The organism is Rahnella bonaserana (assembly GCF_019049675.1).
Lineage (GTDB): Bacteria > Pseudomonadota > Gammaproteobacteria > Enterobacterales > Enterobacteriaceae > Rahnella > Rahnella bonaserana.
The window spans coordinates 95,492-119,944 of record NZ_JAFMOW010000056.1; the positions used below are offsets into that span (position 1 = coordinate 95,492).

The 24,453-nt window shown below is 54.9% G+C and carries 26 protein-coding genes and 1 pseudogene; 11 read left to right on the top strand and 16 right to left on the bottom strand.

The genetic code is table 11. The features are described 5' to 3' along the window. Positions 1–3 precede the first annotated feature (3 nt). The 5 genes from fdxH to exaC all read left to right on the top strand — a co-directional run bounded on the left by fdxH (position 4) and on the right by exaC (position 4,834). Positions 4–915, top strand: coding sequence for a formate dehydrogenase subunit beta (gene fdxH / locus J1778_RS06505; protein ID WP_217172479.1), 912 nt, complete (start codon positions 4–6; stop codon positions 913–915). Then, positions 912–1,565, top strand: a complete 654-nt coding sequence (gene fdoI, locus J1778_RS06510) for a formate dehydrogenase cytochrome b556 subunit (protein WP_217172480.1) — start codon at positions 912–914, stop codon at positions 1,563–1,565. The genes fdxH and fdoI overlap by 4 nt, the downstream gene beginning before the upstream one ends. Next, positions 1,562–2,467: a formate dehydrogenase accessory protein FdhE gene (gene fdhE, locus J1778_RS06515; RefSeq protein ID WP_217172481.1), complete on the top strand. Its 906-nt coding sequence runs from the start codon at positions 1,562–1,564 to the stop codon at positions 2,465–2,467. The genes fdoI and fdhE overlap by 4 nt, the downstream gene beginning before the upstream one ends. An 85-nt stretch (positions 2,468–2,552) precedes the next feature. Continuing rightward, positions 2,553–3,194, top strand: a complete 642-nt coding sequence (locus tag J1778_RS06520; RefSeq protein ID WP_217172482.1) for a glutathione S-transferase — start codon at positions 2,553–2,555, stop codon at positions 3,192–3,194. 101 nt (positions 3,195–3,295) lie between these two features. Then, positions 3,296–4,834, top strand: coding sequence for an acetaldehyde dehydrogenase ExaC (gene exaC / locus J1778_RS06525; protein ID WP_217172483.1), 1,539 nt, complete (start codon positions 3,296–3,298; stop codon positions 4,832–4,834). A 128-nt stretch (positions 4,835–4,962) separates the two neighbouring features. Here exaC and J1778_RS06530 read toward each other — a convergent pair whose 3' ends face one another. Next, entirely contained in the window at positions 4,963–6,201 is a 1,239-nt protein-coding gene (locus J1778_RS06530) for an MFS transporter (RefSeq protein ID WP_217172484.1), read from the bottom strand. Positions 6,202–6,439: 238 nt separating this feature from the next. Here J1778_RS06530 and J1778_RS06535 point away from each other — a divergent pair, with 238 nt between their 5' ends. After that, the gene (locus J1778_RS06535) at positions 6,440–7,435 is read left to right on the top strand and encodes an acyltransferase (RefSeq protein WP_217172485.1); all 996 of its coding nucleotides are present in this window, start codon (positions 6,440–6,442) and stop codon (positions 7,433–7,435) included. Here the strand turns inward: J1778_RS06535 and J1778_RS06540 are convergent. From J1778_RS06540 to J1778_RS06560, 5 genes and pseudogenes are all read right to left on the bottom strand, one after another. Beyond that, positions 7,432–8,355 (bottom strand): GlxA family transcriptional regulator, encoded by a 924-nt coding sequence (locus J1778_RS06540; RefSeq protein WP_217172486.1) that lies wholly within the window; start codon positions 8,353–8,355, stop codon positions 7,432–7,434. The two genes, J1778_RS06535 and J1778_RS06540, sit on opposite strands and share 4 nt — an antisense overlap. 47 nt (positions 8,356–8,402) lie before the next feature. Then, positions 8,403–8,945: pseudogene (locus tag J1778_RS06545) on the bottom strand (isochorismatase family protein); the annotation flags it as partial. A gap of 143 nt (positions 8,946–9,088) precedes the next feature. Next, complete coding sequence (locus tag J1778_RS06550) at positions 9,089–9,685, bottom strand: DJ-1/PfpI family protein (RefSeq protein WP_217172488.1); 597 nt, start codon at positions 9,683–9,685, stop codon at positions 9,089–9,091. Between the two features lie 87 nt (positions 9,686–9,772). Then, positions 9,773–10,804, bottom strand: a complete 1,032-nt coding sequence (gene idnD, locus J1778_RS06555; RefSeq protein WP_217172489.1) for an L-idonate 5-dehydrogenase — start codon at positions 10,802–10,804, stop codon at positions 9,773–9,775. Between the two features lie 122 nt (positions 10,805–10,926). Continuing rightward, positions 10,927–12,129 (bottom strand): benzoate/H(+) symporter BenE family transporter, encoded by a 1,203-nt coding sequence (locus J1778_RS06560; RefSeq protein WP_217172490.1) that lies wholly within the window; start codon positions 12,127–12,129, stop codon positions 10,927–10,929. 136 nt (positions 12,130–12,265) lie between these two features. Between J1778_RS06560 and J1778_RS06565 the strand changes: the two genes are divergently transcribed. Together J1778_RS06565 and J1778_RS06570 are read left to right on the top strand one after the other, a co-directional pair. Continuing rightward, positions 12,266–12,832 carry a helix-turn-helix domain-containing protein gene (locus J1778_RS06565; RefSeq protein ID WP_217172491.1) on the top strand — a complete coding sequence of 189 codons (567 nt, stop codon included), beginning with the start codon at positions 12,266–12,268 and terminating at the stop codon, positions 12,830–12,832. A gap of 29 nt (positions 12,833–12,861) precedes the next feature. After that, positions 12,862–13,314, top strand: a complete 453-nt coding sequence (locus tag J1778_RS06570; RefSeq protein ID WP_217172492.1) for a GNAT family N-acetyltransferase — start codon at positions 12,862–12,864, stop codon at positions 13,312–13,314. On the opposite strand, the gene J1778_RS06575 is transcribed toward J1778_RS06570, so the two are convergent. Both J1778_RS06575 and J1778_RS06580 read right to left on the bottom strand, forming a co-directional pair. Continuing rightward, positions 13,298–13,783, bottom strand: coding sequence for a GNAT family N-acetyltransferase (locus J1778_RS06575; protein WP_238484591.1), 486 nt, complete (start codon positions 13,781–13,783; stop codon positions 13,298–13,300). The two genes, J1778_RS06570 and J1778_RS06575, sit on opposite strands and share 17 nt — an antisense overlap. 11 nt (positions 13,784–13,794) lie before the next feature. Then, on the bottom strand, positions 13,795–14,334 hold the full coding sequence (locus tag J1778_RS06580; RefSeq protein WP_217172493.1) for a hypothetical protein: 540 nt from the start codon (positions 14,332–14,334) through the stop codon (positions 13,795–13,797). A gap of 253 nt (positions 14,335–14,587) precedes the next feature. Between J1778_RS06580 and J1778_RS06585 the strand changes: the two genes are divergently transcribed. Then, positions 14,588–16,582: a methyl-accepting chemotaxis protein gene (locus J1778_RS06585; protein WP_420804067.1), complete on the top strand. Its 1,995-nt coding sequence runs from the start codon at positions 14,588–14,590 to the stop codon at positions 16,580–16,582. A 211-nt stretch (positions 16,583–16,793) separates the two neighbouring features. After that, positions 16,794–17,426 carry a glutathione transferase gene (yfcF, locus tag J1778_RS06590; RefSeq protein ID WP_217172494.1) on the top strand — a complete coding sequence of 211 codons (633 nt, stop codon included), beginning with the start codon at positions 16,794–16,796 and terminating at the stop codon, positions 17,424–17,426. Between the two features lie 40 nt (positions 17,427–17,466). Here yfcF and J1778_RS06595 read toward each other — a convergent pair whose 3' ends face one another. The 3 genes from J1778_RS06595 to bhsA all read right to left on the bottom strand — a co-directional run bounded on the left by J1778_RS06595 (position 17,467) and on the right by bhsA (position 18,980). After that, positions 17,467–17,913 (bottom strand): GNAT family N-acetyltransferase, encoded by a 447-nt coding sequence (locus J1778_RS06595; RefSeq protein WP_217172495.1) that lies wholly within the window; start codon positions 17,911–17,913, stop codon positions 17,467–17,469. 17 nt (positions 17,914–17,930) lie between these two features. After that, a complete protein-coding gene (locus J1778_RS06600; protein ID WP_217172496.1) occupies positions 17,931–18,566 on the bottom strand; it encodes a LysE family translocator in 636 nt (211 codons plus the stop codon). Between the two features lie 156 nt (positions 18,567–18,722). Next, on the bottom strand, positions 18,723–18,980 hold the full coding sequence (gene bhsA / locus J1778_RS06605) for a multiple stress resistance protein BhsA (protein ID WP_217172497.1): 258 nt from the start codon (positions 18,978–18,980) through the stop codon (positions 18,723–18,725). A 405-nt stretch (positions 18,981–19,385) separates the two neighbouring features. Here bhsA and J1778_RS06610 point away from each other — a divergent pair, with 405 nt between their 5' ends. Further along, the gene (locus J1778_RS06610) at positions 19,386–19,634 is read left to right on the top strand and encodes a GlsB/YeaQ/YmgE family stress response membrane protein (protein ID WP_013573417.1); all 249 of its coding nucleotides are present in this window, start codon (positions 19,386–19,388) and stop codon (positions 19,632–19,634) included. 63 nt (positions 19,635–19,697) lie between these two features. Here the strand turns inward: J1778_RS06610 and J1778_RS06615 are convergent, their stop codons facing one another. The 5 genes from J1778_RS06615 to urtB all read right to left on the bottom strand — a co-directional run bounded on the left by J1778_RS06615 (position 19,698) and on the right by urtB (position 24,322). Then, positions 19,698–20,078 carry a hypothetical protein gene (locus J1778_RS06615; RefSeq protein ID WP_217172498.1) on the bottom strand — a complete coding sequence of 127 codons (381 nt, stop codon included), beginning with the start codon at positions 20,076–20,078 and terminating at the stop codon, positions 19,698–19,700. Positions 20,079–20,164: 86 nt separating this feature from the next. Beyond that, a complete protein-coding gene (urtE, locus tag J1778_RS06620) occupies positions 20,165–20,863 on the bottom strand; it encodes an urea ABC transporter ATP-binding subunit UrtE (RefSeq protein WP_217172499.1) in 699 nt (232 codons plus the stop codon). 11 nt (positions 20,864–20,874) lie between these two features. Then, positions 20,875–21,672: an urea ABC transporter ATP-binding protein UrtD gene (gene urtD / locus J1778_RS06625; RefSeq protein WP_217172542.1), complete on the bottom strand. Its 798-nt coding sequence runs from the start codon at positions 21,670–21,672 to the stop codon at positions 20,875–20,877. An 8-nt stretch (positions 21,673–21,680) separates the two neighbouring features. Beyond that, positions 21,681–22,754, bottom strand: a complete 1,074-nt coding sequence (gene urtC / locus J1778_RS06630; protein WP_217172500.1) for an urea ABC transporter permease subunit UrtC — start codon at positions 22,752–22,754, stop codon at positions 21,681–21,683. Then, the gene (gene urtB / locus J1778_RS06635; RefSeq protein ID WP_217172501.1) at positions 22,754–24,322 is read right to left on the bottom strand and encodes an urea ABC transporter permease subunit UrtB; all 1,569 of its coding nucleotides are present in this window, start codon (positions 24,320–24,322) and stop codon (positions 22,754–22,756) included. Before urtB ends, urtC begins: the two co-directional genes overlap by 1 nt. Between the last annotated feature and the right edge of the window lie 131 nt (positions 24,323–24,453).

Here is a 24,453-nt window from a genome sequence, read left to right on the forward strand (position 1 = left end):
ATTATGGCAATGCAATCACAGGACATACTTCGTAAGTCCGCAACTAATGGGTTCACGCCTGCACCGCGTGCCCGTGACCATCAGCAGGAAGTGGCGAAACTCATCGACGTCACCACCTGCATCGGCTGTAAAGGCTGTCAGGTCGCCTGTTCCGAATGGAACGACCTGCGCGATGAAGTGGGTATCAATACCGGCGTGTACGACAACCCGATGGATCTCAGTGCGAAATCCTGGACGGTGATGCGTTTCTCGGAAGTGGAACAAAACGGCAAGCTGGAATGGCTGATCCGCAAGGACGGCTGCATGCACTGCGCCGATCCGGGCTGCCTGAAAGCCTGTCCGGCAGAAGGTGCGATTTTGCAGTACGCCAACGGCATTGTCGATTTCCAGTCAGAACATTGCATCGGCTGCGGTTACTGCATCGCCGGTTGTCCGTTCAACGTTCCGCGCATCAACAAACAAGATAACCGTGCCTACAAATGCACGCTGTGCGTTGACCGCGTGAGCGTCGGGCAGGAACCGGCCTGCGTGAAAACCTGCCCGACCGGCGCGATTCATTTCGGCACCAAAACCGCGATGCAGGATTTAGCCGCAGAACGCGTCAGCGAGCTGAAAGGTCGCGGGTTTGAGTACGCGGGTTTGTACGATCCGCAGGGCGTCGGCGGTACGCACGTGATGTACGTGCTGCATCACGCCGACAACCCGCAGCTGTATCACGGCCTGCCGAAAGATCCGGCGATCAGTCCGGCAGTCACATTATGGAAAGGTGTCTGGAAACCGCTGGCTGCAGTCGGCTTCGCGGTGACCTTCGCGGCGGCGGCCTTCCACTTCCTTGGCGTGGGCCCGAATTATGTCAAAGAGGAAGAGCATGCAGAAGAAGGCGAAAAACATGACGATGAGGAGAAACGGCCATGAAAAAAGAGAAGTTAATCCAGCGCTATAGCCTGGTGGAACGCCTCAATCACTGGATCGTGGCGTTTTGTTTTGTGACGCTGGCGCTCAGCGGCATTGGCTTTTTCTTCCCGTCGTTTAACTGGCTGATGAACGTTTACGGCACGCCGCAACTGGCGCGTATTCTGCATCCATTCTTCGGCGTGGTGATGTTCGTCTCTTTTCTCGGCATGTTCTTCCGTTACTGGAAGCACAACCTGCCGGAAAAAGACGACATCGTGTGGGCGAAGAATATTGGCAAAGTGCTGACCAACCATGAAGTCGGCGACACCGGACGCTATAACTTCGGCCAGAAATGTGTGTTCTGGGCGGCGATCAGCTGTCTGGTGCTGCTGATGGCCAGCGGCGTGATTATCTGGCGTCCGTGGTTTGCAGATTACTTCCCCATCCCGCTGATCCGTCTGGCGTTGCTGGTGCATTCGCTGGCCGGAATCGGACTGATTCTGGTGATCATCATGCACGTCTACGCGGCGACCTGGGCGAAAGGTTCGATTGACGCGATGACCGGCGGCAAAGTGCCGGTGTCATGGGCGAAGTATCATCATCCGCGCTGGTATCGTCAGGTGCGTGATGAAGAGAAGAAAAAAGAACAAGACGAGAGGAAAGCCGGATGAGCATCCAGATTGTTCCACAGGACGAACTGGCAGACGGTAAAAACGCGGCGGGAAACATCCCGCCGGTGCTGTTCGCCAACCTGAAAACGCTCTATCAGCGCCGTGCCGATCGTTTGCGCGCACTGGCAGAAAACAGCCCGCTCGACGGGTATCTCAATTTTGCTGCGGCGATATGCGATGCCCAGCAGCGCGTGCTGAAAGATTTTCCGCTCAGTATCGATCTGAGCGAAGAATTAGAGAAAGCCGCCGGTAAACCCCCGCTCGATTGCAGTCTGTTTCCGCGCACGCCGCACTGGCTGACTCTGCTGGATGCATTGATTGCTGTTCTGAAACCGGACGCTTCTGAGCCGGTGCGTGCGGTGCTGGAGCGCCTTGAACACTCCCCGAATCTTCAGCGCGAAATGATGGCGACAGAGCTGCTTTGCCAGGATTTCAAACACGTTCCGGCTGACAAAGCCCCGTTTATCTGGGCGGCGCTGTCCCTTTACTGGGCGCAGATGGCGGCGCAACTGCGTGGCGTCGGACGTGCGGATTACGGTGAAAATCGCGAGTTCTGCCCGGTCTGCGGCAGTATCCCTGTGTCTGCGGTGATCAATGCCGGCGGACTGCGCTATCTGCACTGCAATCTGTGTGAAAGCGAATGGCATGTGGTGCGGGCGAAATGCAGCAACTGCGATGAGATGGAGCACCTCAACTTGTGGTCCATCGACGACGAACAGGCGACGGTGAAAGCCGAAGCCTGCGATGACTGCGGTGCGTATCTGAAACTGATTTATCAGGATAAAGACCCGCAGGCTGACGCCGTGGCGGACGATCTCGCCACGCTGCTGCTTGATGACCGTATGGAAGACAAAGGTTTTTCCGGCAGCGGTATCAACCCGTTCCTGTTTCCCGCTGAGTAACCTGTAAATCTGGCAGCCGTGACTGGTAAACCCCGGCATGGCTGCTAGCTTTAAAAGAGGTTCCGGTGAAAACGAGGAGGGTCTGATGAAGTTGATCGGCAGCTATACCAGCCCGTATGTGCGTAAGATTTCGGTGATGTTGCTGGAAAAGGGCATCCCGTTTGATTTCATTAACGACACGCCACACGAACCGGGCTGCAAAATCACCCAGTTCAATCCCCTCGGAAAAGTTCCCGCGCTGATCGCCGACGATGGTGAAATTTTCTATGATTCCCCGATCATTGTGCAGTTCATCGAGCTGATGAACGTCGCGCCCACATTGTTGCCGTGGCAGCCGCTGGAAGCACTGCGTGTTAAGCAAATCGAAGCGCTGGCCGATGGCGTGACGGACGCCGCCGTGGCGTTAGTGCTGGAAGGTCGCCGCGATGCCGATAAGCGTAACGAAGCCTGGATTTTGCGTCAGCGGGAAAAGCTGCTGCGCGGGCTGGATGCACTGGAAAAACATGCCGCCAGCCGCACGCTGCTCAATTCTGAAAGCCTGAATGTGGCCGATATCGCCGTCGCCTGCTGTCTGGGATATCTCAACTTCCGGCGTATCGCGCCGGGCTGGTGTGTCGAACATCCTGAGCTGATAAAACTGGTCGAGCGCCTGTTCCAGCGCGAGAGTTTTGCGCGCACGACGCCACCCGGAAGCGGTAATGCCAGCGTGGCAGCAAAAAAGGTGTGAAGCCGCTCGAAGAGTTCTCTTTACAACCCGCCGGTTAGATTATCACTGCCTAAACTTTATGCAGCGCTCTGCTACAACCTGCAGCATAAAGGAGTTCCATCATGGCTTATGATAAAAATCCTCATGCCGTCAAACCGGAAGAATACGGTTTCCCGCTCAAACTCAAAAAACAATACGACAACTTCATTGGCGGCGAATGGGTCGCGCCGGTAAAAAATGAGTATTACGACAATCTGACGCCGGTGACCGGCGAAGTGCTGTGTAAAGTAGCCAGTTCCAGTACCGATGACGTCGATCTTGCGCTGGACGCCGCCCATCAGGCCAAAGACGCATGGGGCAAAATGCCGGTGCAGCAACGGGCAAACCTGCTGCTGAAAGTCGCCGATCGTATGGAACAAAACATCGAACTGCTGGCAAATGCCGAAACATGGGATAACGGTAAACCTATCCGCGAAACCAGCGGTGCGGATGTGCCTTTAGCCATCGACCACTTCCGCTATTTCGCCTCCTGCGTGCGTGCGCAGGAAGGCGGGATCAGCGAAATCGACAGCGAAACTGTCGCCTATCATTTCCACGAACCGCTGGGCGTGGTGGCGCAGATCATCCCGTGGAACTTCCCGCTGCTGATGGCTTGCTGGAAAATGGCACCGGCACTGGCGGCAGGCAACTGCATCGTGCTCAAACCCGCCAAACTGACCCCGCTTTCTGTGTTGTTGCTGATGGAACTGGTGCAGGACATTCTGCCTGCGGGCGTTATCAACGTGGTCAATGGCGCGGGCGGGGAAATCGGCGAATATCTGGCGACGTCCAAACGCATCGCCAAAGTCGCCTTCACTGGTTCGACCGAAGTCGGCCAGCAGATCGCCGGTTACGCTGCACAAAACCTGATCCCGGCCACGCTTGAACTGGGGGGTAAATCCCCGAATATCTTCTTCGCGGATGTGATGGATAAAGAAGACGAGTTCTTCGACAAAGCGCTGGAAGGCTTTGCGCTGTTTGCTTTCAATCAGGGTGAAGTCTGTACTTGTCCGAGCCGCGCGCTGGTGCAGGAATCCATTTACGAACGCTTTATGGAACGTGCTATCAAACGCGTTGAGGCGATCAAAACTGGTAATCCGTTAGATATGGAAACCCAGATGGGGGCGCAGGTGTCTGCCGGTCAGATGAAAACCATTCTGGATTACATCGAAATCGGTAAGAAAGAGGGCGCGGAAGTGCTGACCGGTGGCGCGAAGAAAAAACTCGAAGGCTCGCTGAATGAAGGTTATTACCTGCAGCCGACGATTTTGCTGGGTAAAAACAACATGCGCGTTTTCCAGGAAGAAATCTTCGGGCCGGTGCTGGCGGTAACCACCTTCAAAGATATGGATGAGGCGCTGCAAATCGCCAACGATACATCCTACGGATTAGGGGCGGGCGTCTGGAGCCGCGACGGCAACGTGGCCTATCACATGGGGCGCAACATTCAGGCCGGCCGTGTCTGGACCAACTGCTACCACGCCTATCCGGCGCATGCGGCATTCGGCGGCTACAAACAGTCTGGTATCGGGCGCGAAACCCATAAGATGATGCTGGATCACTATCAGCAAACGAAATGTCTGCTCGTTTCTTATTCGAGTAAACCGATGGGGTTATTCTGATGCTGAGTTGCCATTAATACCCCACCCCAGCCCTCCCCTTCGCAGGGGAGGGAGCAGGTCGGCGTTTTACTCCTCCCCCTGCGAAGAGGGAGGCGGGGAGGGGGTTTTGCAGGCGACTCAGATCGAAATCACACTACGCTGTTCGGCGGCAGCACAACCTGACGGCTGCGAAGAAACACCACTACCAGCGCCAGCCAGGCGAGGCCGCTTATCAGGTTGAACATGTTAAACATTCCCGCACCGCCTTCGACATAAGCCACTTTTGCCAGCTCAATCCCGACCGTGAAAATCATCATGCTGATGACGCCCATGGCGGCAGAAACCGTGCCTTTACTCATGTCGCTGGAGAACAGCGTCAGGCGGTACAAACCGGCATTCGCCACACCAATTCCGAACGCATACAGGCTCAGACCGGCAGTCATCCACAGATAGGCGTGCGCAGAAAACATCGTGGCTGCCGCAGCGATCAGCAAACCGACAACCATCGGTCCCGCGCCCAGCTTAATCAGGTATTCGACAGTGCGTTTGCCGGTCAGACGCGCCAGCGTCACGTTACCGATAATCAGCGCGCCGAAAATCGGCACCTGCAACAGGCCATAATCATAGGCAGCTAAGCCTTCGCCGCTGATTAAAATCACCGGCGACTGCGCAATCCATGTCAGCAGCGGCAGGCTGGCAAAACCGATCGCCAGCGCACCACACACGAACTGACGGTTTTTCAGCACGTGTTTGTAATCGCGCAACAGGCTGGGCATGGAGAACGGTTCGCCCAAACGGGAAGCTGTTTCCGGCATAGATTTCCACAAACCCCACAGCGCGATGGCGGCGAGCACGGCAAAAATCACAAACATCGACTGCCACGGCGCAACGTGGATCAGCGCCGCACCGGCCAGCGGGCCGAGCAACGGCGCAATGAGCGCGACGTTAGCCATCATGGCGGTGATTTTGATACACACCGATTCTTCGAAGGATTCCTGTATTGCGGCATAACCGACAGCGCCGATAAAGCACAGGCTGATGCCTTGCAGGAAACGCATCACCATAAACTGCTCGATGTTTTGTACGAACAAAATCGCCAGGCAGGTGATGATGAAAAAGGTCACGCCGGTCAGCATCACCGGACGACGCCCGCGGCGATCTGACAGCGGTCCGAGCAGCCATTGCAGGAACATACCGCCAGCGAGATAAGCGGTCATGGATGTTGGCACCCATTCTTCCCCGGCATTGAAATTAGCCACGACGGCCAGCATGCCCGGTTGGATCATATCGTTGCCGATATAGGTCGCGAACTCGAAAAGCACCAGACACAGAGGGAACAAAAGCGCCTGCCGACCCAGTATGGACGCAGTATTTGGAGAATTATGCATTTTTAGTTATTCACAGACGTAAGGCTAATCGGTTGAAAAATTAGCAGAAAATAAGAGACTGTCCGGGCGGGTTTCGCAAGCGAGGCAGTAATGCGGACTATTTTGCCGATTATTTGAGCGCAACGCAATCTTCTGATCCATGTTCAGCACAATCTGAGATCAGTGCTTTTGCCTTGTTAGCCGCTCAAAAGCTCGCTAGGCTGCAAAGCGAACATCGAAAACAGGGGATTTGCAGGTAATGAGCCAAAAAATAAGCTGGATAGATAATCTGCGCGCGCTCGCCTGCATAATGGTGGTAATGATCCACGCCAGCACGTCGCTGGTGGTCAATTTCGCTGCGATGCACTCCGCTGAATGGACGGTGGCAAACCTGCTCAATTCGGCCTCGCGCGTCTGTGTACCGCTGTTTTTTATGATTTCCGGCGTACTATTTTTTGGTGAGAAAAGCGCGCAAAAACGGCATTTCCTGCGCATCACTTTATGCCTGCTTTTTTACAGCACCGTCTCGCTGCTCTATATACTCACGATGACAAAAATCGGTTTTTGGCCGTCTTTGCGTCTCATTCTGGAAAAACCGGTGTTTTATCACCTTTGGTTTTTCTATGCGATTATCGTGATCTACCTGCTTTCCCCGCTGATTAACGTTAAATCTGTTTCAGGAAAGTACCTGTTGATCGCCGGAATGCTGCTCGGTGTGCTGGCAAATCCCCAACTGCCGGTAGTGACGTGGCAGAAAATCCATCTTCTGCCGCTGGATTTGTATATCAGTGGCGATACCTTCTATTACGTCTTGTATGCCCTGATGGGGCGCGCCGTCAGCCAGCTTAATACCGAAAAAAAACCGGTCACAGTGACGGCAAGCGTCATATTCCTTCTCAGCACGCTGGCGATTGCTACGGGCACTTACCGGCAGATGCAGATTAACCAGAATTTCGCCGACACGTTCTACGTCTACAGCGGTCCGCTGGTGTTTATTTCTGCGATGTCGCTGTTTGTGGTTTTCAAAAACGTGCTGGCGAAAGGTATTCTGCCGGGATTTGCGCTGATCTCCCGCCATTCTCTGGCTATCTACGGCTTTCATGCGCTGATCATCATCGGTCTGCGCAGCCAGCATCTCGACTTCCCGCAATATCCGCTTCTGAATATCGCGTATCTCTTCGCCTGCGGGCTCGGTGGCGGTTTATTACTGGCGTTGGGGCTGGGAAAAATAGACCGGCGGAACTGGGTGAGTTAAAGCCTGCCCTCCCACCTTTCCTGCGCCCGTCTGAACTGTCTTGCGGACGAGAATCCGGCGGCCAGCGCAGCTTTTTCTATGCCCGCGCCCTGTTGCAGGCGTTGTTGTGCGATGGCGATGCGCAGTTGCTCGTGGTAATCACGCACGCTGATCCCCAGATGCTGGCGGAACAAGCGGGTGAGATGGCGGCTGCTGATGTGTGCTCTGACAGCGACGTCCTCTACCTGCCAGGCGGATTCCGGTTCGGCGGCCATCAGGTTTTGCGCGCGGTGTACGGCGTGATGCAGGTGGTTGCGATAACGCAGCCACGGTGAAAGTTGCGGGTCATCACCGCCACGGCGGAAATACACCACCATTTCGCGGGCGACATCCAGCGCGGCCTGCGGCCCCAGATGGGTGGCGATCAGATGCAGCGCCAGATCGATACCGGCGCTGATGCCCGCGCTGGTCAGCACCGAGCGGTCTTCGACAAATATCCGGTTATCCTTCACCTGCGCGGCGGGTACCTGCTGGCGTAAACGGTCGATCACATCGTGATGTGTGGTGCACTGATAGCCGTCGAGCAGCCCGGCTTTCCCGGCCAGCAGGCTGCCGGAACAGATACACACCAGCGTTAAATCCCCTGCCTCAATGGCGCTTTTCTGCTGATGCAGCCAGTCGCAGGCTATTTGCGCGACCGGCGAGGCAAAGTTTTCAGTGGATTCCGCCACGCCCGGCATGATCAGAATACTGCCTGCGGGCAGACCTGGCGGCAGTGGCTGCAAATGGCTGACCGTCAGGCCAGTAGACATCACGACTTCCGCCTGTGGTCCGATGTAATGCAGGTGGAATTGCCCGCTCAGGCGCAACGCTTCTGCCGGACCGGTCAGATCCAAAGACATCACGCCGGGGAGCGTCACAAAGTAGACATTTCGCTGCATAGTGCTTTATCCGTCCGCAGGGGAAAACGCTATCTTCACACAGCGCGGTCAAGTTCCGCCAGCGCACCGGTTACGTCGGTGATGGTGGCAAAGCGATCGGCGAGAACCAGTTCGGTACGCAGTTTAATCTCCTGCGCGCTCAGCGTGACGCCGCTGGCGTGGGTCATCGGGAAGGTCAGCGTCGCTTCAGTCACAAAGGTGACCGAATAACCCAGATCGGACGCCACGCGCGCCGTCGTTTCGCAACACTGTTCGGTGCGCATTCCGGCGATGATCAGATGCGTGATGCCATTTTCGCGCAGCCAGCCATCGAGGCCGGATTCTGTCAGGGAATTGTGGACGTGTTTATGCACGACGTGTTGCGGCTGATGACTGAGAAAAGACATCGGCGTGACCAGGCCGGAATCCAGCGAAAATACGCCATCAGGATTGACGTGAAACACGTCGATGACCGGCACATTGCGGGTCTGACAGCCGTCGATCAGACGGGTTAATGCCGTGCTGAAAGCCGGTAAATCATCCTTCTGCCAGAAATCTTTATGTTCGAAGGAACGCTGAACGTCGATGTTTAACAGGGCACTGCGTGTCATTTTCGGACTCCATCTGATGAGTGTAGAATCAGTGTGCGCCTGAAAGAGAGAAGGGAGAATGCCAAAAACGGACATGATGCTGACAGCGGCGGACGACCTTCGCCATCCGCCGGAAGTTCAGCGTGTTAATCACAGCATTTTGATCAAAGTTTCTGGCCGGCGCGCCAGTGGTGATAATCGATATGGTCGGCCTGGAAATTGGTAGTTTCGGCATCACCGGTCAGACGGTACGCCAGCTGGAAAGCGAAATCGAATGCCAGCCCTAATCCTTTACCGCTCAGCAGGTTGCCGTCTTCTACAAAGGACTGATTGACGTAAATGCCGTCTTTCACGTCCTGGTATAAATCGCCGGAACACACGTAGCGACGGCCTTTCAGCAGGCCGTTTCCGCCCAGCACGCGTGCCGCAGCGGAGCACAGCGGGCAGATCAGTTTACCGGCTTCATCGTGGCGACGGACAAATTCTACCACCTCTTTGCTGGCCGCCAGCGCCACTGAGCCTTCCGGGCCACCGGGCATGACGACGGCATCGAATAAACGGTCGCCCTGCGCAGACAGCAGTTCGTTGGCCTGCATCTGAATGCCGTGATAGGTGCGCAGCGTCAGGTTTTTCTGACAGGCCAGCGTGGTGACCTGAATCTCCAGCCGCTCGAGAATATCGAGCACAATCACTGCTTCGCCTTCTTCAAATCCGTCTGCCAGCAGCAATGCGACCTGCTTTTTCGCGTTGTCCTTTACCATAATGCAAATGTCCTCTGAGGATAAAAATCAGAGGACATCATAAAATGAAACGTTGTTTTGATATTGTGAGTGTTGTTGCAGACTGAACTAGAAAACCAGCTGCACTTTCGACGCTCTGGATTTATCCATCGCGTAGTCCAGAGCTTCCACCAGACTTTCCTGCGGGAATTCCGCCGACAGTAACGGCATCGGATCGACGGTTTTATTCGCCAGCCATTCAACTGCGGTATTGAATTCTTCGGTGAAGCGGAAGCTGCCGACCCAGTTAATTTCTTTGGCAATCAGCATCATCAGCGGGAATTCATTCACCACCGGTCCCATGCCGACCTGCACCAGCGTGCCACGTGCGCGGGTGACTTCCAGACAGCGTCGGATGGAAGACGGATGGCCGGAGGCGTCAAAGGCCACATCGAAGAAACCTTTCTCTGCCTGATATTCGCTGAAATCGCCCTGTGCGGCATCCAGCGCTTTGCTTGCGCCCACGGTCAGTGCCAGCGTGCGGCAGCGTTCGCTCGGGTCAGTCACCACGATTTGCGCTGCGCCTTTGGCTTTCGCCGCCAGCACAATCAGGCAACCGATCGGGCCGACGCCGGACACAAACACATTTTTGCCATGAATATCACCCGCCTGGTTCACGGCATGAATGGCGACAGCCAGCGGTTCGGCGAACACCATCAGACGGTCGCTGACCTGATTGTCGTAAGGAATACACTGGGCGCTGTCGACGATTTTGTATTGCGTGAACGCGCCATTGATGTGCGGGAAGTACATTGCGCTGCCGAAGAATTTCATGGTAGTGCACTGATTTTCATCGCCGGACAGGCAATATTTGCAGGCCTTGCACGGCTTACTCGGATTCAGCGCCACTTTCTGACCGGGCTGCAAATCCGGGTTATCCGATTTCTCCACCACTCCGACCACTTCGTGACCGAGCACCATTGCCTCACGCACTTTGAAATCGCCCACCGCGCCGTGTTCGTAGTAATGCAGATCGGAACCGCAAATGCCGCCGCGGGTAATTTTGACCAGCGTGCCCTGGCCGGTGTAGTCGATAGTCTGGTTGATCACCGAAACGTCTTTTTTCCCGGTCACGACGCAGGATTGTGTGGCAATAGTCATGGAATTCTCGCTCTTTAAAGGGCCTGATTGTGCCCAGTAAAGAGGGTTTGCCGGTCAGAAAATGTGATCGTCATCACCTTGTGCCGTGTTACGAAAACCTGTTACCCATAACTTGAACGGACTCAACCTTTCCCGGCGGATTTATCACGGTTTCGCGCCGGAATACTCAGGATCAGATGCGTAATTACGCCGCCCGCCAGCCCCCAGAATGCCGAACCGATGCCCAGCAGCGTGACGCCGGATGCGGTGATCAGAAAAGTGATAATTGCCGCGTCGCGCTGATGTTCGTTTTCCAGTGCGCGGTACAAACTGCCCGCAATGGTGCCGAGTAACGCCAGTCCGGCGATGGTGTGAATCAGTGCTTCCGGCAGCGCGGTAAAGACCATGCCGATAGAGCCGCCAAACACGCCGGCAATCAGATAGAAAACCCCTGCCGCGACAGCAGCCATATAACGTTTTTTCGGATCAGGATGGATATCCTCGCCCATACAGATTGCGGCGGTAATGGCGGCGATACAGATAGTAAATCCGCCGAACGGTGCCAGAATTAACGCGGTGAGCGCGGTCCACGAAATCAGCGGAGAAACGGGCAGGTGATAGCCGTGCGCTTTCAGCGTGGCGATCCCCGGTGCGTTTTGTGAAGCCATGGTCACGACAAAAAACGGAATGCCGATGCCGATAATCGAGGAAAGCGTGAAATGCGGCATCACAAATGCCGGAGCCGCGAAGGTCAGCGTCTGGCCGTGCAGCGCAATCTCACCCTGCAATCCGGCGACGATCAGCCCGGCGGCCAGCGCAAGCACCACCGCATAGCGGGGCAGCGCGCGTTTCACCAGCAGATAAACCAGACACATGCTGCCCGCGAGGGCGAAATTGCTTTGCAGCGAGGTAAACGCGTTCAGCCCGAAACGCAGCAGAATGCCGCCCAGCATCGCTGCTGACAGTGCCTGCGGAATGTAATGCATCAGCCGGGCGAATAAGCCGGTCACGCCGCACAGCAGGATAAGCCCGGTGGCAAAAATAAACACCCCAATCGCCTCGTTAAGCGAGGTACCGGGCAGGCTGGTGACCAGCAACGCCGCGCCGGGCGTTGACCAGGCGGTGACTACCGGCGTGCGGTAATACAGCGAAAGACCTATGCTGGTGACGCCCATCCCCAGGCCGAGCATACTCAGCCAGCCGCCGATTTGCGCCACACTGGCCCCCGCTGCTTCCGCTGCCTGAAAGATAATCGCCGCAGAGCTGGTATAACCGACTAAAACCGCGACAAATCCTGCGATTACCGCCGAAAAGGTTAAATCCTGCAAACTGAAACGCGAGGCCATGGTGAAAATCCTTCTGGTTAGCGGACGCTGGCGGTATGCTGTTGTGCGTTATAGCGCACATCGAATGCGCTCAAGATATCACTGTGCGTTATAACGCACAATGGCGATGAACGATCATCGTCGCAGAGGAGATACTATGCAGGAACTCACCCGCCACATTGGCAGCCAGCTGAAAGCCGTGCGCAGCGAACGCGGCTGGAGTCTCACCCAGGCGGCTGAAAAAACCGGCGTCAGTAAGGCGATGCTCGGGCAAATTGAGCGTGGCGAATCCAGCCCGACAGTGGCGACATTGTGGAAAATCGCCAGCGGCCTGAATGTGTCATTTTCGGAATTTCTTGAAACGCCGCCAGAACAGTCAGCCGCGTTGCATCGCCACGGCCTACTGACCACGTTCAACAGTAAAACCTCAGGAATGCGCGTTGTGCCGTTATTTCCCTACGACACCACGTTGCGTATGGACATGTTTGTTATCGATCTCGAACCGGGCGGGTGCAGCGAATCCACGCCTCACGAAGCCGGTGTTATCGAGCATGTGATTGTGATTGAAGGTGAACTGACGCTGACCGTTGATGACGTAACGCGCGTGCTGGGTGCCGGCGAGGCGCTGCGTTTTGCCGCCGATTGCCCGCATGCCTACCGCAACGAAAGCGGCCATTCCGTGCGTTTCCACGACCTGATACATTATCCGCATTCGCGTCCGTAACGTTTTCATTGCCTGAGGAGAATGAACCGATGAGCCAGCCGCAAGATGTTGTGATCCGTCCGTTAACGCCTGCTGACCGCGATGGTTGGGAAATTCTGTGGCGTGCTTATCTGGATTTTTACCAGTCGGGGCTGGATCCGGCGCAGTTTGATTACACTTTCACGCGTCTGTCGCAGCCTGACTACGCCAGCATGTTTGGCTATGTGGCGGAATACGAGGGGAAACTGGTCGGGCTGGTGAACTGTATCAATCACGATCACGGCTGGCACATGCAGCAGGTGGTTTATTTGCAGGATTTATACGTTGATGACAGCGCGCGCAAACTGGGGATCGGGCAGAAACTGATTGAAGCGGTTTACGCTTACGCCGACCAGCACGACAAAGCTAACGTCTACTGGACGACGAAAACCAGCAACCATACGGCCCGCAAATTGTATGACCGTATTGGTACGCTGACCGAATTTATTAAATATCAGCGTTAAGCGGTTTACGCATATTCATTTTGGTCGTGACGTAACCCAGGCTGGCGTACAGCGCCTGCGCACCGGGATTGCTGGCAAAGACATTCAGTTCGATTGCCACACAGCCCTGTTCCTGCAGGCGTTCTTCCATCAGTCTGAACGCTGCCGCCGCATGACCCTGACGACGGAATTGCGGAAACACCGTCAGCTCGTAGACGAACGCGCTGCGTACGCCATAACGTTCCACGTTAGAAAACCATAAATAGCCTGCTGTTTCGCCGTTCTCTTCGGTTTTAATCTCGAAAAGATACTGATCCGGCGTATCAATACCTTGTGGCAGTGCACTTTGCGTAGAACTGCGCGCCCGTTCCAGCGCGGTATCCGCCCGCCACAGACCGGCTGTTACGTTCTCTTCGGCATAATCTTTTGCCAGCTGTTCAGCAAAGTTCGGGTAAAACGCGGCACTCATCGGCGCTAAAATAGTCATCATTTCCTTCTGATTTATTTGTTGTTTTCCGGCTTCTTGTAAGGCGTTACGTAGCATTCGCTGATGGTCGTGGAATGGCTTTCGGCCTGCGTGATGATGTAGCCCTTATCGGTCAGCGCCACGGAACTGTAAGGCGTTTCGTTATGCTTGTCGGAAATCACCTCTTCGAATGACTGAATGATTTTCGCTTTCTCATTGGCTCGCGCCGGATCGTCGAGGCCGTCAACCTGAATCATGGCCTGCTTGAACTGGTTGTTGAAGGCGGTTTTCCCCGCGCGGCTTTCGATAATTGCCTTGATATTCACCGTGATGTCATTTCCCAGCAAAAACAGCGTATTACTCTGATAAATCAGCACGTTTTTCCGCTTCGATACCACAAAGCCATTTTCAATGACTTTCATTTTGCTGTTGTTGGCATACGTCACGTCATCCAGGCAAATGGTTTTATCCCCGACCTTAAACTGGCTGAATCGCGCTTTAATTTCTTTCGGCGTGGAAGCCGCTTGCGAACACAGTGGCGCAAGCAACAAAAGAGGTAAGAGCCATGACTTCATAGGAGTTTCCTGGAAAGGTGCTGAATCAGCCGACATAACAGCAGTATAGGGAGACGTGAGCAGGATGCGAACGTTTATCTTTGGCGACCGGCTTTTTACCGTTTTGGCTAAAGCATCTCCGCCTGTTGCCGATAATTCAGACGATAACGGAATTCCCGCTTCTGCCGGGCCAGCATCAGGGACAGATCATCCGCGTTATTTCATCGTGAGTTTTCACAGTACGTTTTCTGTTCCGGGGTAATTTATGAGTCAGATGCAGGCGCTTTCACCGGCGGCCAGAGTTGAGGCTGCAACAAAGAAAAATGCTCCTAAGAAGCCGATGCGTACCCGTACGCTGATGCTGATTGTCGGGCTGATGACTATCAGCCTGGGTTATATTATTACGGTCGGATTGCTTAGCTTGCAGTCTGCCAATCAGCAGCGCGACATTGCCCGCCGTTATCTGCAACAAACCGCCAGCACCGACGGCTATCTGGCCCGTCAGAAACTCGATACCGCACTGCACGCTGCCCGCGACCTGGTTCAGAGCATGATAAGCCTGCGTGAAGCCGGACATGCTGACCGCAAGCTGGCCGATACCCTTTTACAAAATGCCCTGAAAAGTCACCCGGATTTTCTCTCTATGTCGCTGGCCTGGGAGCCGGACGCTTTTGATGGCAAAGATGAAGACCTCGCCGCGAAGGAAGGGCAGGATCCGGATGGGCGCTATGTCCGTTATGTTGACCGGGATACCAGCGGTAACGTCATTTTGCATAACCTCACGGATTACGAAACGCCGAGCAGCGGTGATTATTATCTGCTGCCGCGCAAGCTGCAAAAAGAGGTGATCCTTGAGCCTTATAGCTACCCGTATAACGGCGTGGATACGCTCCTGACGTCAATTGCTGTGCCGATTATGGTGGATGGCAAATTCCTCGGTTCGGTCACGGCGGATTTCTCCCTGCAAACCCTGCAGACGCTGGTGAATAGCATCAAACCTTATCATGGCACCGGCTATGCGATGCTGTTTTCACAGTCGGGCAATTACATTTCTTCGCCGAAAAAAGACCAGATTACTCATAAGCTGGAAAATGATCCGTCATTGCTTAAAAGCATTCAGAGCGGGCAGGTGATCAGCCGTGAACAGCAGGATCCGGTGCTGGGCGAAAAGGCGTTTTCCGAGTTTGTGCCGATTCAGATCGGTAACACCGGCACCCCGTGGATGCTGGGTATCGTGGCCCCCGTGAAAGCGGTGATGAAAGAAAGCACCCGACAGCTATATTACGCGCTGGCGCTGATGGTACTGAGCATCATCGTGGTCTTTGCGGTGCTAAGCGTTATCTTTACACGCAAGGTGTTACGCCCCGTGGGCGGCGAACCTTCCGATGCGGCAAAGATTGCACTGACGGTAGCGGATGGCGATCTGACACATCCGATTGTCACGCAGAAAAATGATCAGTCGAGCATCTTCTTTGCGCTGCAAACCATGCAATCTCAGCTGCGTCATGTAGTTAATGACATCATTTCCACCAGCCATGCCGTCGGCAGCGGTGCATCCCAAATCGCGGCGGGCAATATCGATCTGGCCTCGCGAACTGAACAACAGGCAGCGGCGCTGGAAGAGACTGCGGCCAGCATGGAACAGCTGACGGCAACAGTAAAACAAAATGCCGATAACGCCCATGTGGCGACAGAACTGACCGCGAATGCCACGAAAATTGCCGGGAAGGGCGACAGTATCATGACGGATGTTGTCGGCATCATGGGAGAAATTGACGACAGTTCGCGGCGTATTTCTGAAATTACCTCCGTGATTAATGGCATCGCGTTTCAGACCAATATTCTGGCGCTCAACGCCGCTGTTGAAGCCGCGCGTGCAGGTGAGCAAGGGCGCGGATTTGCGGTAGTGGCCTCGGAAGTGCGCAGTCTGGCGCAGCGCAGCGCCGATGCGGTGAAAGAGATTTCAGCCCTGATTGAAGAATCGACACGTCGTGTGGATCACGGTGTCGGGCTGGTGAAAAATGCCGGCGAAACGATGAAAGAAATCATGAAAGCGGTCACGGATGTGCGCGATATCATGAGCGAAATCGTCTCGGCGTCTGATGAACAATCACGCGGTATCAGTCAGGTAACCCAGGCGGTTCATGAAATGGATGGCGTCACGCAACAGAACTCCGCGCTGGTTCAGGAAGCATCAGCTGCTTCGGCTTCTCTGGAAGATCAGGCGCGTCGCCTGAATGAAATAGTTCAGGTGTTCCGGCTGAAATAATAGCGACGCAGATGCCATTAATACCCCACCCCAACCCTCCACTTCGCAGGGGAGGGAGCAGATCGCGTTTTTGCTCCTCCCTGCGAAGGGCGAGGCTGGGAGGGGGTTTTACACCGGGCAGGAGAACTGAAATATCGGTTTTTTTAACGACACACCCTCCTTTCTGCGCTATGTTTTTCTTCCTTTTGCTTTATTTTTTCAGGAGATTTCCATGAGCCAGTCTTCGCTGATTTTGTATTCTGATGCTAATTTTTTCAGTCCTTACGTGATGTCTGCTTTTGTGGCGCTGACTGAAAAGGGCATCCCGTTTGAACTGGAAACGGTCAGCCTGGCGGATGCGGAGAACCTGAAAGAAACGTATTCAGCGCTGTCCATGACCCGTCGCGTTCCGACGCTGATCAACGGCACGTTTGTGTTATCCGAATCTTCGGCGATTGATGAGTACGTTGAAGAGCTTTTTCCTGCGCCGACGTTTCCGGCTATCTATCCGGCCGATCCGGAAAACCGTGCCAAAGCGCGTGAAGTGCAGGCGTGGCTGCGCAGTGACCTGATGCCAATCCGCGAGGAACGCTCAACGGAAGTGGTGTTTGCCGGCGCAAAATGTCCGCCGCTTTCTGCTAACGGGCAGCAGGCTGCGGAAAAGTTGTATGCCGCCGCCGAACGTTTGCTGGGCGGCAAAGAACATCTGTTTGGTGAATGGAGCATTGCGGATGTGGATCTGGCGCTGATGCTGAACCGTTTGCGGCTCAACGGGGATGCGATGCCGGAGAAACTGGCGGCGTACGCACAAGCGCAGTGGCAACGTCCTGCGGTTCTGGAATGGCTGGCGCTGTCGGCTAAATAACTGAAAAATGGCGCGGCCAGTGCAGCCGCGCGTTGATCATTCAGCCTAATGTCTTGGTCAGGAAATACCGGGTATGGGTAGACGGCGCATCCTCAGGCGTGCGGGTATCGCGGATATAATCTTCCAGCGCCATCTTCATCTCGTAACCCATCCGCTCATAGAATGGACGGGCCTGAAAACTAAAGGTATCCACCAGCGAATAGCGGCAACCCCGCGTTTTAGCTTCTGCTTCCGCTTCTGCAATCAGTTGCGTTCCGACATCTTTTCCGCGTAAGGACTCATCGACCCACAACATTTGGATATACATCCAGTTGCCGACCGTTTCCGCCACAATCCCCGCCTGTTTGCTGCCGTTCTCGTCTTCCACAAAAATACCTAACTCGCGAAATTTCGACTGTGGAACAAAATTCCGGTTGAAGGTGCGCAGAGCTGTTTTGATCTCTTCAAGATCATGTTCGGTCGGAGCATAGGTGAGACGGGTCTTCATGACAGGATTCCTTTTAGTTAGCGTTTAGTCATAGCGAGTCGTACTGCAAAGGCAAGAAAAATGGTGCCGGTTAATCGATCAAGGGTTCTGACCACCGCGGGACGGCGCAACCAGCGCGACAGCGGGCGCGTGGCGGAAATCATGGTGATGGACCATAGCGTACCGATCACGGCGTGCATGGCGGCGAGCCCAAAAATATACGGCCCGACCGGATAGCCAGTGGCGACAAACTGCGGCAGGAAAGAAACATAAAACACACCGACTTTCGGGTTCAGCACATTGCCAAACAATCCCCTTATAAAAGGAGAATTGCCGATGCGTAACACTTTCCCGCTGGTCTCAGACGCGGCCATGTTCATTTCGCTGCGCGGTTTGAGCAGCATTTGCAGACCGAGCCAGGCCAGATAAGCCGCGCCGGTCCACTTAAGCAGGGTAAATGCCATTTCCGACGCCGCCAGAACCGCGCCTAAACCGAGCGCCACCATCGCGCCCCAGATAAGACAGCCGGTACTGATGCCAAATGCTGACAATAATGCTTTTTTGCTGCCCTGACTGGCCGCCGTGCGCAGAACCAGTGCGGTATCAAGGCCCGGTGTCAGCGTTAAAATTCCGGCAGCAAGCGCGTAAGACAGGAGAGATTCAGTAACGGTCATGGCTTTTCCTGATGAGCGAAAAAACCAGAATAGTGAACAGGATGGGAGAGTTGCAATCGCGAATTTAAACGAAATTCGGCATAAAAATACTGGCAAATAAAAAAGCCTGTGGAAGTCGGGCTTCCACAGGCTTTTCAGAGAGTTTTACGCGGGAGATTATTTATAGATTTCAGCGTCAGCGTGCAGTTTGTTGTTACCGGTCACAGAGATGATGCGGTAAGAAGATGCGCCTGCGTCTTTAGCCTGCTGAGATAATTTCGCTTCCAGACCGCTAAGGGTAGTGGAGTTAGCTGCAGAAATGACGCCGATTTTCTTCATGTCGCCGGAAGGCTGAGTAATCTGTTGTGCCGCGAAGCTGCCAAAAGAAATCAGAGAAAGGGTTGCAGCTACAGCAAAAATTTTGACGTTTTTCATGATGATTTATCCATTCAGGTTATGAGAGTGAAAGGTGGCTGCCTTTCGATGAATGTATAATAGGCGCGAGAGGTGGAGATGAAAAACGGATTGATTTGAGTATCTCGTTCAAAAAATTTGGTCTACTTTTTACGCAATTTTACGTGCGAATGCGGGCAGCTGACGAAACCGTATTGGTGCTGACAGAGCCTGAAATTGCCTTAGATTTCTCTGCAATTCTCTCCCTTCCTGCTGATTTTGGGCGGTTTTGTAGAATCGGTGCTAGACTTTAGTTGCAGTTCAAGAAGAGGGGCGTTCGTGTAAAAAACACGTTCTGCTCGCAGAGCATAAAACGTTCTGCTTTTGTTTGGCTAACTTGGTTGAACAATATTCACGGTAACGGAAAATTATTCGGAGGAGTCGAAAATGGGAATTTTATCCTGGATTATCTTTGGTCTGATTGCAGGTATTCTGGCGAAATGGATCATGCCTGGCAAAGATGGCGGCGGATTTATTCTGACCGTAGTCCTGGGTGTTGTGGGTGCCGTTGTGGGTGGTTATATCAGTACTTTCTTCGGCTTTGGACGCGTGGACGGATTCAACTTCGGCAGCTTCGTTGTCGCGGTGATTGGTGCGATCGTCGTACTGTTTATCTACCGTAAAGTCAGAAGCTAAGGTGTCGACCTTAGGTTGAGATGTGAAAAGCCGCGCATGTCGCGGCTTTTTTGTGTCTGTTAATCACTCCACCGGCGACGTCGGCAACCGTACGATGTCCTGATTATCATTGCCCATCCAGTAAACGCCTTCCTTCGCCCAGAACGGCCCTTCTATAAAGTCGAGCAGGTCGGAATACTCTTCGTAAAACTGTTTGCCATCGCGATTGTAGACTCGCATGTAGCCGGAGTAATGCCCGCCGTCGCCCGGCATGGTCATGCGCGGGATAAATTCAAAGGTTCGGTATTCCCGCACCACATACTGTTTGTTCGGACTCCACTGCTCGGAGACGAGTTTCCCTTGTTTCCACCACTGATGGCCTGCAGCGATGACCGCCAGCAGCACTGCCAGCATTATCCAGCGCTTGCGCTGGCGCACCAGAGCCTCCTGACTTTTGATTTTCATACTTTGTATTCTTTTCAGCGGAATTCGAAAAATGGCTGTAAATGTGGCTGAAAAGTACCAGCTTGTCTTGAAAAAGTCAGTTTCGATTAAATCGCCACCAGCCCCCGTACGCCTTGTGCTTCCATTTCTTCTCCGCGGCCGCGTTTGATGATACTGCCGCGCGACATTACCAGATAGCTGTCGGCGAGTTCGGCGGCGAAATCGTAGAATTGTTCGACCAGCAGAATTGCCATGTCGCCGCGGGCGGCGAGTTGTTTAATTACGGCGCCGATTTCCTTGATGACCGACGGCTGAATGCCTTCGGTGGGTTCATCGAGGATCAGGAGGTTCGGTTTGCAGGCCAGTGCGCGACCAATCGCCAGCTGTTGCTGCTGACCGCCGGACAAATCCCCGCCGCGCCGGTGCTTCATTTCCAGAAGGATCGGGAACAGATGGTAGATTTCATCCGGCACCTGCTTTGCATTGCTGCCGGAAAAACGCGACAACCCCATCAGCAGATTTTCTTCGACGGTCAGACGCGGAAAAATTTCGCGCCCCTGCGGGACGTAGGCAATGCCCGCCTGCACGCGCTGGTGCGGTTTGCGGGAATTGATCACCTGATCCTGCCATCTGATGGTGCCGGATTTCGCCGGGATCAGCCCCATCAGACATTTGAGCAGCGTGGTTTTCCCTACGCCATTTCGACCGAGCAGGCAGGTCACTTCGCCGATTTTTGCCTCAAAAGACAGGCCGCGCAAAATGTGGCTGCCGCCGTAAAACTGATTCAGTTCATTTACCTGCAACATAATGCAATTCCTCAGCGCCCTAAATACACGTCGATAACCTGCTCGTTGGCCTGCACTTCACGCAGTGAACCTTCGGCCAGAACCTGCCCCTGATGCAGCACCGTCACGTGGTCGGCGATGGTTTCCACAAACCCCATATCGTGCTCGACCACCATCAGCGAATGTTTGCCAGCCAGCTGTCTGAACAGCTCGGCGGTGTATTCGGTTTCGGCATCGGTCATGCCTGCTGCCGGTTCATCGAGCAGTAATAAATGCGGCTCCTGCACCAGCAGCATGCCGATTTCCAGAAACTGTTTCTGACCGTGTGACAGCAAACCCGCCGGGCGATGGCGTTCAGCCGCCAGACGCAAGGTGCCGAGCATGTCATCAATGCGGTCGCGCTGTTCGCTGTTCATTTTGGCGCGCAGGCAGACCCACACCGATTTATTGGTTTTCTGCGCGATCTCCAGATTTTCGAATACGGTCAGCGCTTCAAATACCGTCGGCTTCTGGAATTTACGGCCAATGCCGGACTGCGCAATGCGCACCGGATCCAGTTTGGTCAAATCGGTGCGCTGATCGTAAAAAACACGGCCACTTTGTGGTTTGGTTTTGCCGGTGATCACGTCCATCAGCGTGGTTTTCCCCGCGCCGTTGGGGCCGATCACACAACGTAATTCGCCGACGCCAATATTCAGCGACAAATTGGTCAGCGCCTTAAATCCGTCAAAGCTGACGTTAATGTTCTCCAGCTGCAAAACCGGGTCAGTGTGCTGACGATGCCGGTCGGCCAGATGCGGCTGTGTAAACAGGTCTTCGGTCATGGTCATCGGGCTCATCAGGATTTCCTTTTGCGCAGCAGGCCGATCACACCTTGCGGCAGGAATAGCGTCACCAGAATAAACATGCCGCCGAGGACAAATTGCCAGTATTCGGGAATGGCGACGGTGAACCAGCTTTTCGCGCCATTGACGATACCTGCGCCAATAATCGGGCCGATCAGTGTGCCACGCCCGCCGAGCGCCACCCAGATCGCGGCTTCGATGGAGTTGGTCGGCGACATTTCACTGGGGTTGATAATGCCGACCTGCGGCACGTACAGCGCCCCTGCCAGGCCGCACAGCATGGCGGAAATCGTCCAGACGAACAGCTTGAAACCTTTCGGATCATAGCCGCAGAAAATCAGCCGGTTTTCTGCGTCGCGTACCGCCGTCAGCACGCGGCCATATTTACTGCGTGCCAGCGCAAAGCCGAGTGCCAGACTGGCGACCAGCACCAAAACCGTGGCTAAAAACAATCCCACGCGGGTGCCGGTGGCGGTGACCGGAAAGCCGAGCAGGTTGGTGAAACCGGTGAAACCGTTATTGCCGCCGAAGCCGGTTTCATTGCGGAAAAACAGCAACATACCGGCGTAGGTCAGCGCCTGTGTCATGATCGAGAAATACACGCCTTTGATTTTTGAACGGAAGGCGAAATAGCCGAATACAAACGCCAGCGCGCCCGGCACCAGCACGATCAGGCACAGCGCCCAGGCGAAATGCTGCGTGCCCGCCCAGAACCACGGCAACTCGGTCCACGACAGAAACGACATAAAGTCCGGCAGCCCGCTGCCTGCGGCCTGTCGCATCAGATACATGCCCATCGCATAACCGCCGAGGGCGAAAAACAGCCCGTGACCCAGCGACAATAATCCGGCGTAGCCCCACACCAGATCGAGCGCGATCGCCACGATCGCATAACACAGGATCTTGCCGATCAGCGTCAGCGTGTAGGTGGAGATCGCCAGCGGATTTGTGGCGGGAAGCAGCGCCAGAAACGGCATCACAATCAGAATGATGAGCACCAGCGTGCCCACCGAAATCGCAACCTTCGGCGCTTTTTGTACGCCGGTAATCGTCAGCGGCTGGCTCATCAGTCAATCACCCTGCCTTTGAAGGCGAAGAGTCCCTGCGGACGTTTCTGGATAAACAGGATTATCAGCGCGAGGATCAGGATTTTACCCAGTACCGCGCCGATTTCCGGCTCAAGAATTTTGTTCACGATGCCCAGACCAAAGGCCGCCACCACGGTACCTGCGAGTTGTCCGACACCGCCGAGCACCACGACTAAGAAGGAATCGATGATGTAACCCTGACCGAGTTCCGGTCCGACGTTACTCAGTTGCGAGAGCGCGACGCCGCCCAGACCAGCAATGCCGGAACCGAGGCCGAACGCCAGCATATCGACGCGTCCGGTCGGTACGCCGCAACAGGCGGCCATCGCGCGGTTTTGCGTCACGGCGCGCACGTTCATACCAAGACGCGTTTTATTGAGCAGCAGCCAGGTCAGACCAAGCACCAGCATGACGAAGATGATCACCGCGATGCGGTTATACGGCAGCACCAGATTCGGCAACAGCTGAATACCGCCGGAGAGCCAGCCGGGATTCGCCACTTCAACGTTCTGCGCGCCAAACAGCACGCGCACGCCCTGAATCAGAATCAGGCTGATGCCCCACGTCGCCAGCAGGGTTTCCAGCGGACGCCCGTATAAATGGCGGATGACCGTGCGCTCCAGCGCCATGCCAATTCCGGCCGTAATGAAAAAGGCTACCGGCAGCGCGACCAGCGGATACAGCGCCAGCAACCCCGGCGCGTAATGCTGAAACAGCGACTGCACCATGTAGGTCGAATAGGAACCGAGCATTAACATTTCGCCGTGCGCCATGTTAATCACGCCCAGCAAACCGTAAGTGATAGCCAGTCCCAGCGCGGCCAGCAGCAGAATCGAGCCAAGCGACAAACCGGTAAATGCCTGGCCAAGCAGATCGCCGATCATCAGGCGATGCTGCACTGCTTTCAGGCTGGTGAGTGCGGCATTGCGCACTGTTGCATCGGCTTCAGTTTTCGGGTCGGTCAGACTTTGCAGACGACCTTGCGTATCCGGATCGCCCGATGTGCCGAGCAGTTCAACGGCTTTCAGGCGGACCTGCGGACTGGCATCGGCCAGCTGTAAATTTGCCAGCGCGATGGAAAGGGCATCGTGAACCGCGCTGTCTTTTTCCAGTTCAAGACGATGTGTCAGCAGCGGCAACTGATCGGCCTGCGCTTCACGCTGTAAGGCTCTGGCGGCCTGCAAACGAACGGCGCTGTCGGTGCTCACCAGACGGTGTGCGGAAAGGGCATTAGCAATCAAAATACGCAGGCGGTTGTTCAGCCAGACTTTTTTACTGTCACCCTGCGGTTTGACGTCGCCTTCCAGCGGCGTCAGCCGATCGCCATTGCGGATGAATGCGTGTTTTGCTTCGTCGATGACGACGTTTTCCTGCTTTAGTGCCTCGAGCAGCGGCAGCCTTTCCGGCTGAGGATCCGCCGCCCATTGCTGTAATAACGTGGCCTGCTGGCTGCGGCTGGCGGCAGCAAAGTCATTCGCCGCACCCGCCTCGGCCAGCAAAGGAAGACAACAAAGCAGGAAAAGCAGTGATCGGATGAGGATTCTCATAATGTTCTCGCCGCATAAAGTTAATGCTGGTTTGCTCCTCCCCCTGCGAAGGGGGAGGCCGGGAGGGGTTTTTGCAAGCAACACAGTCGCCATTAATACCCCACCCCAACCCTCCCCTTCGCAGGGGAGGG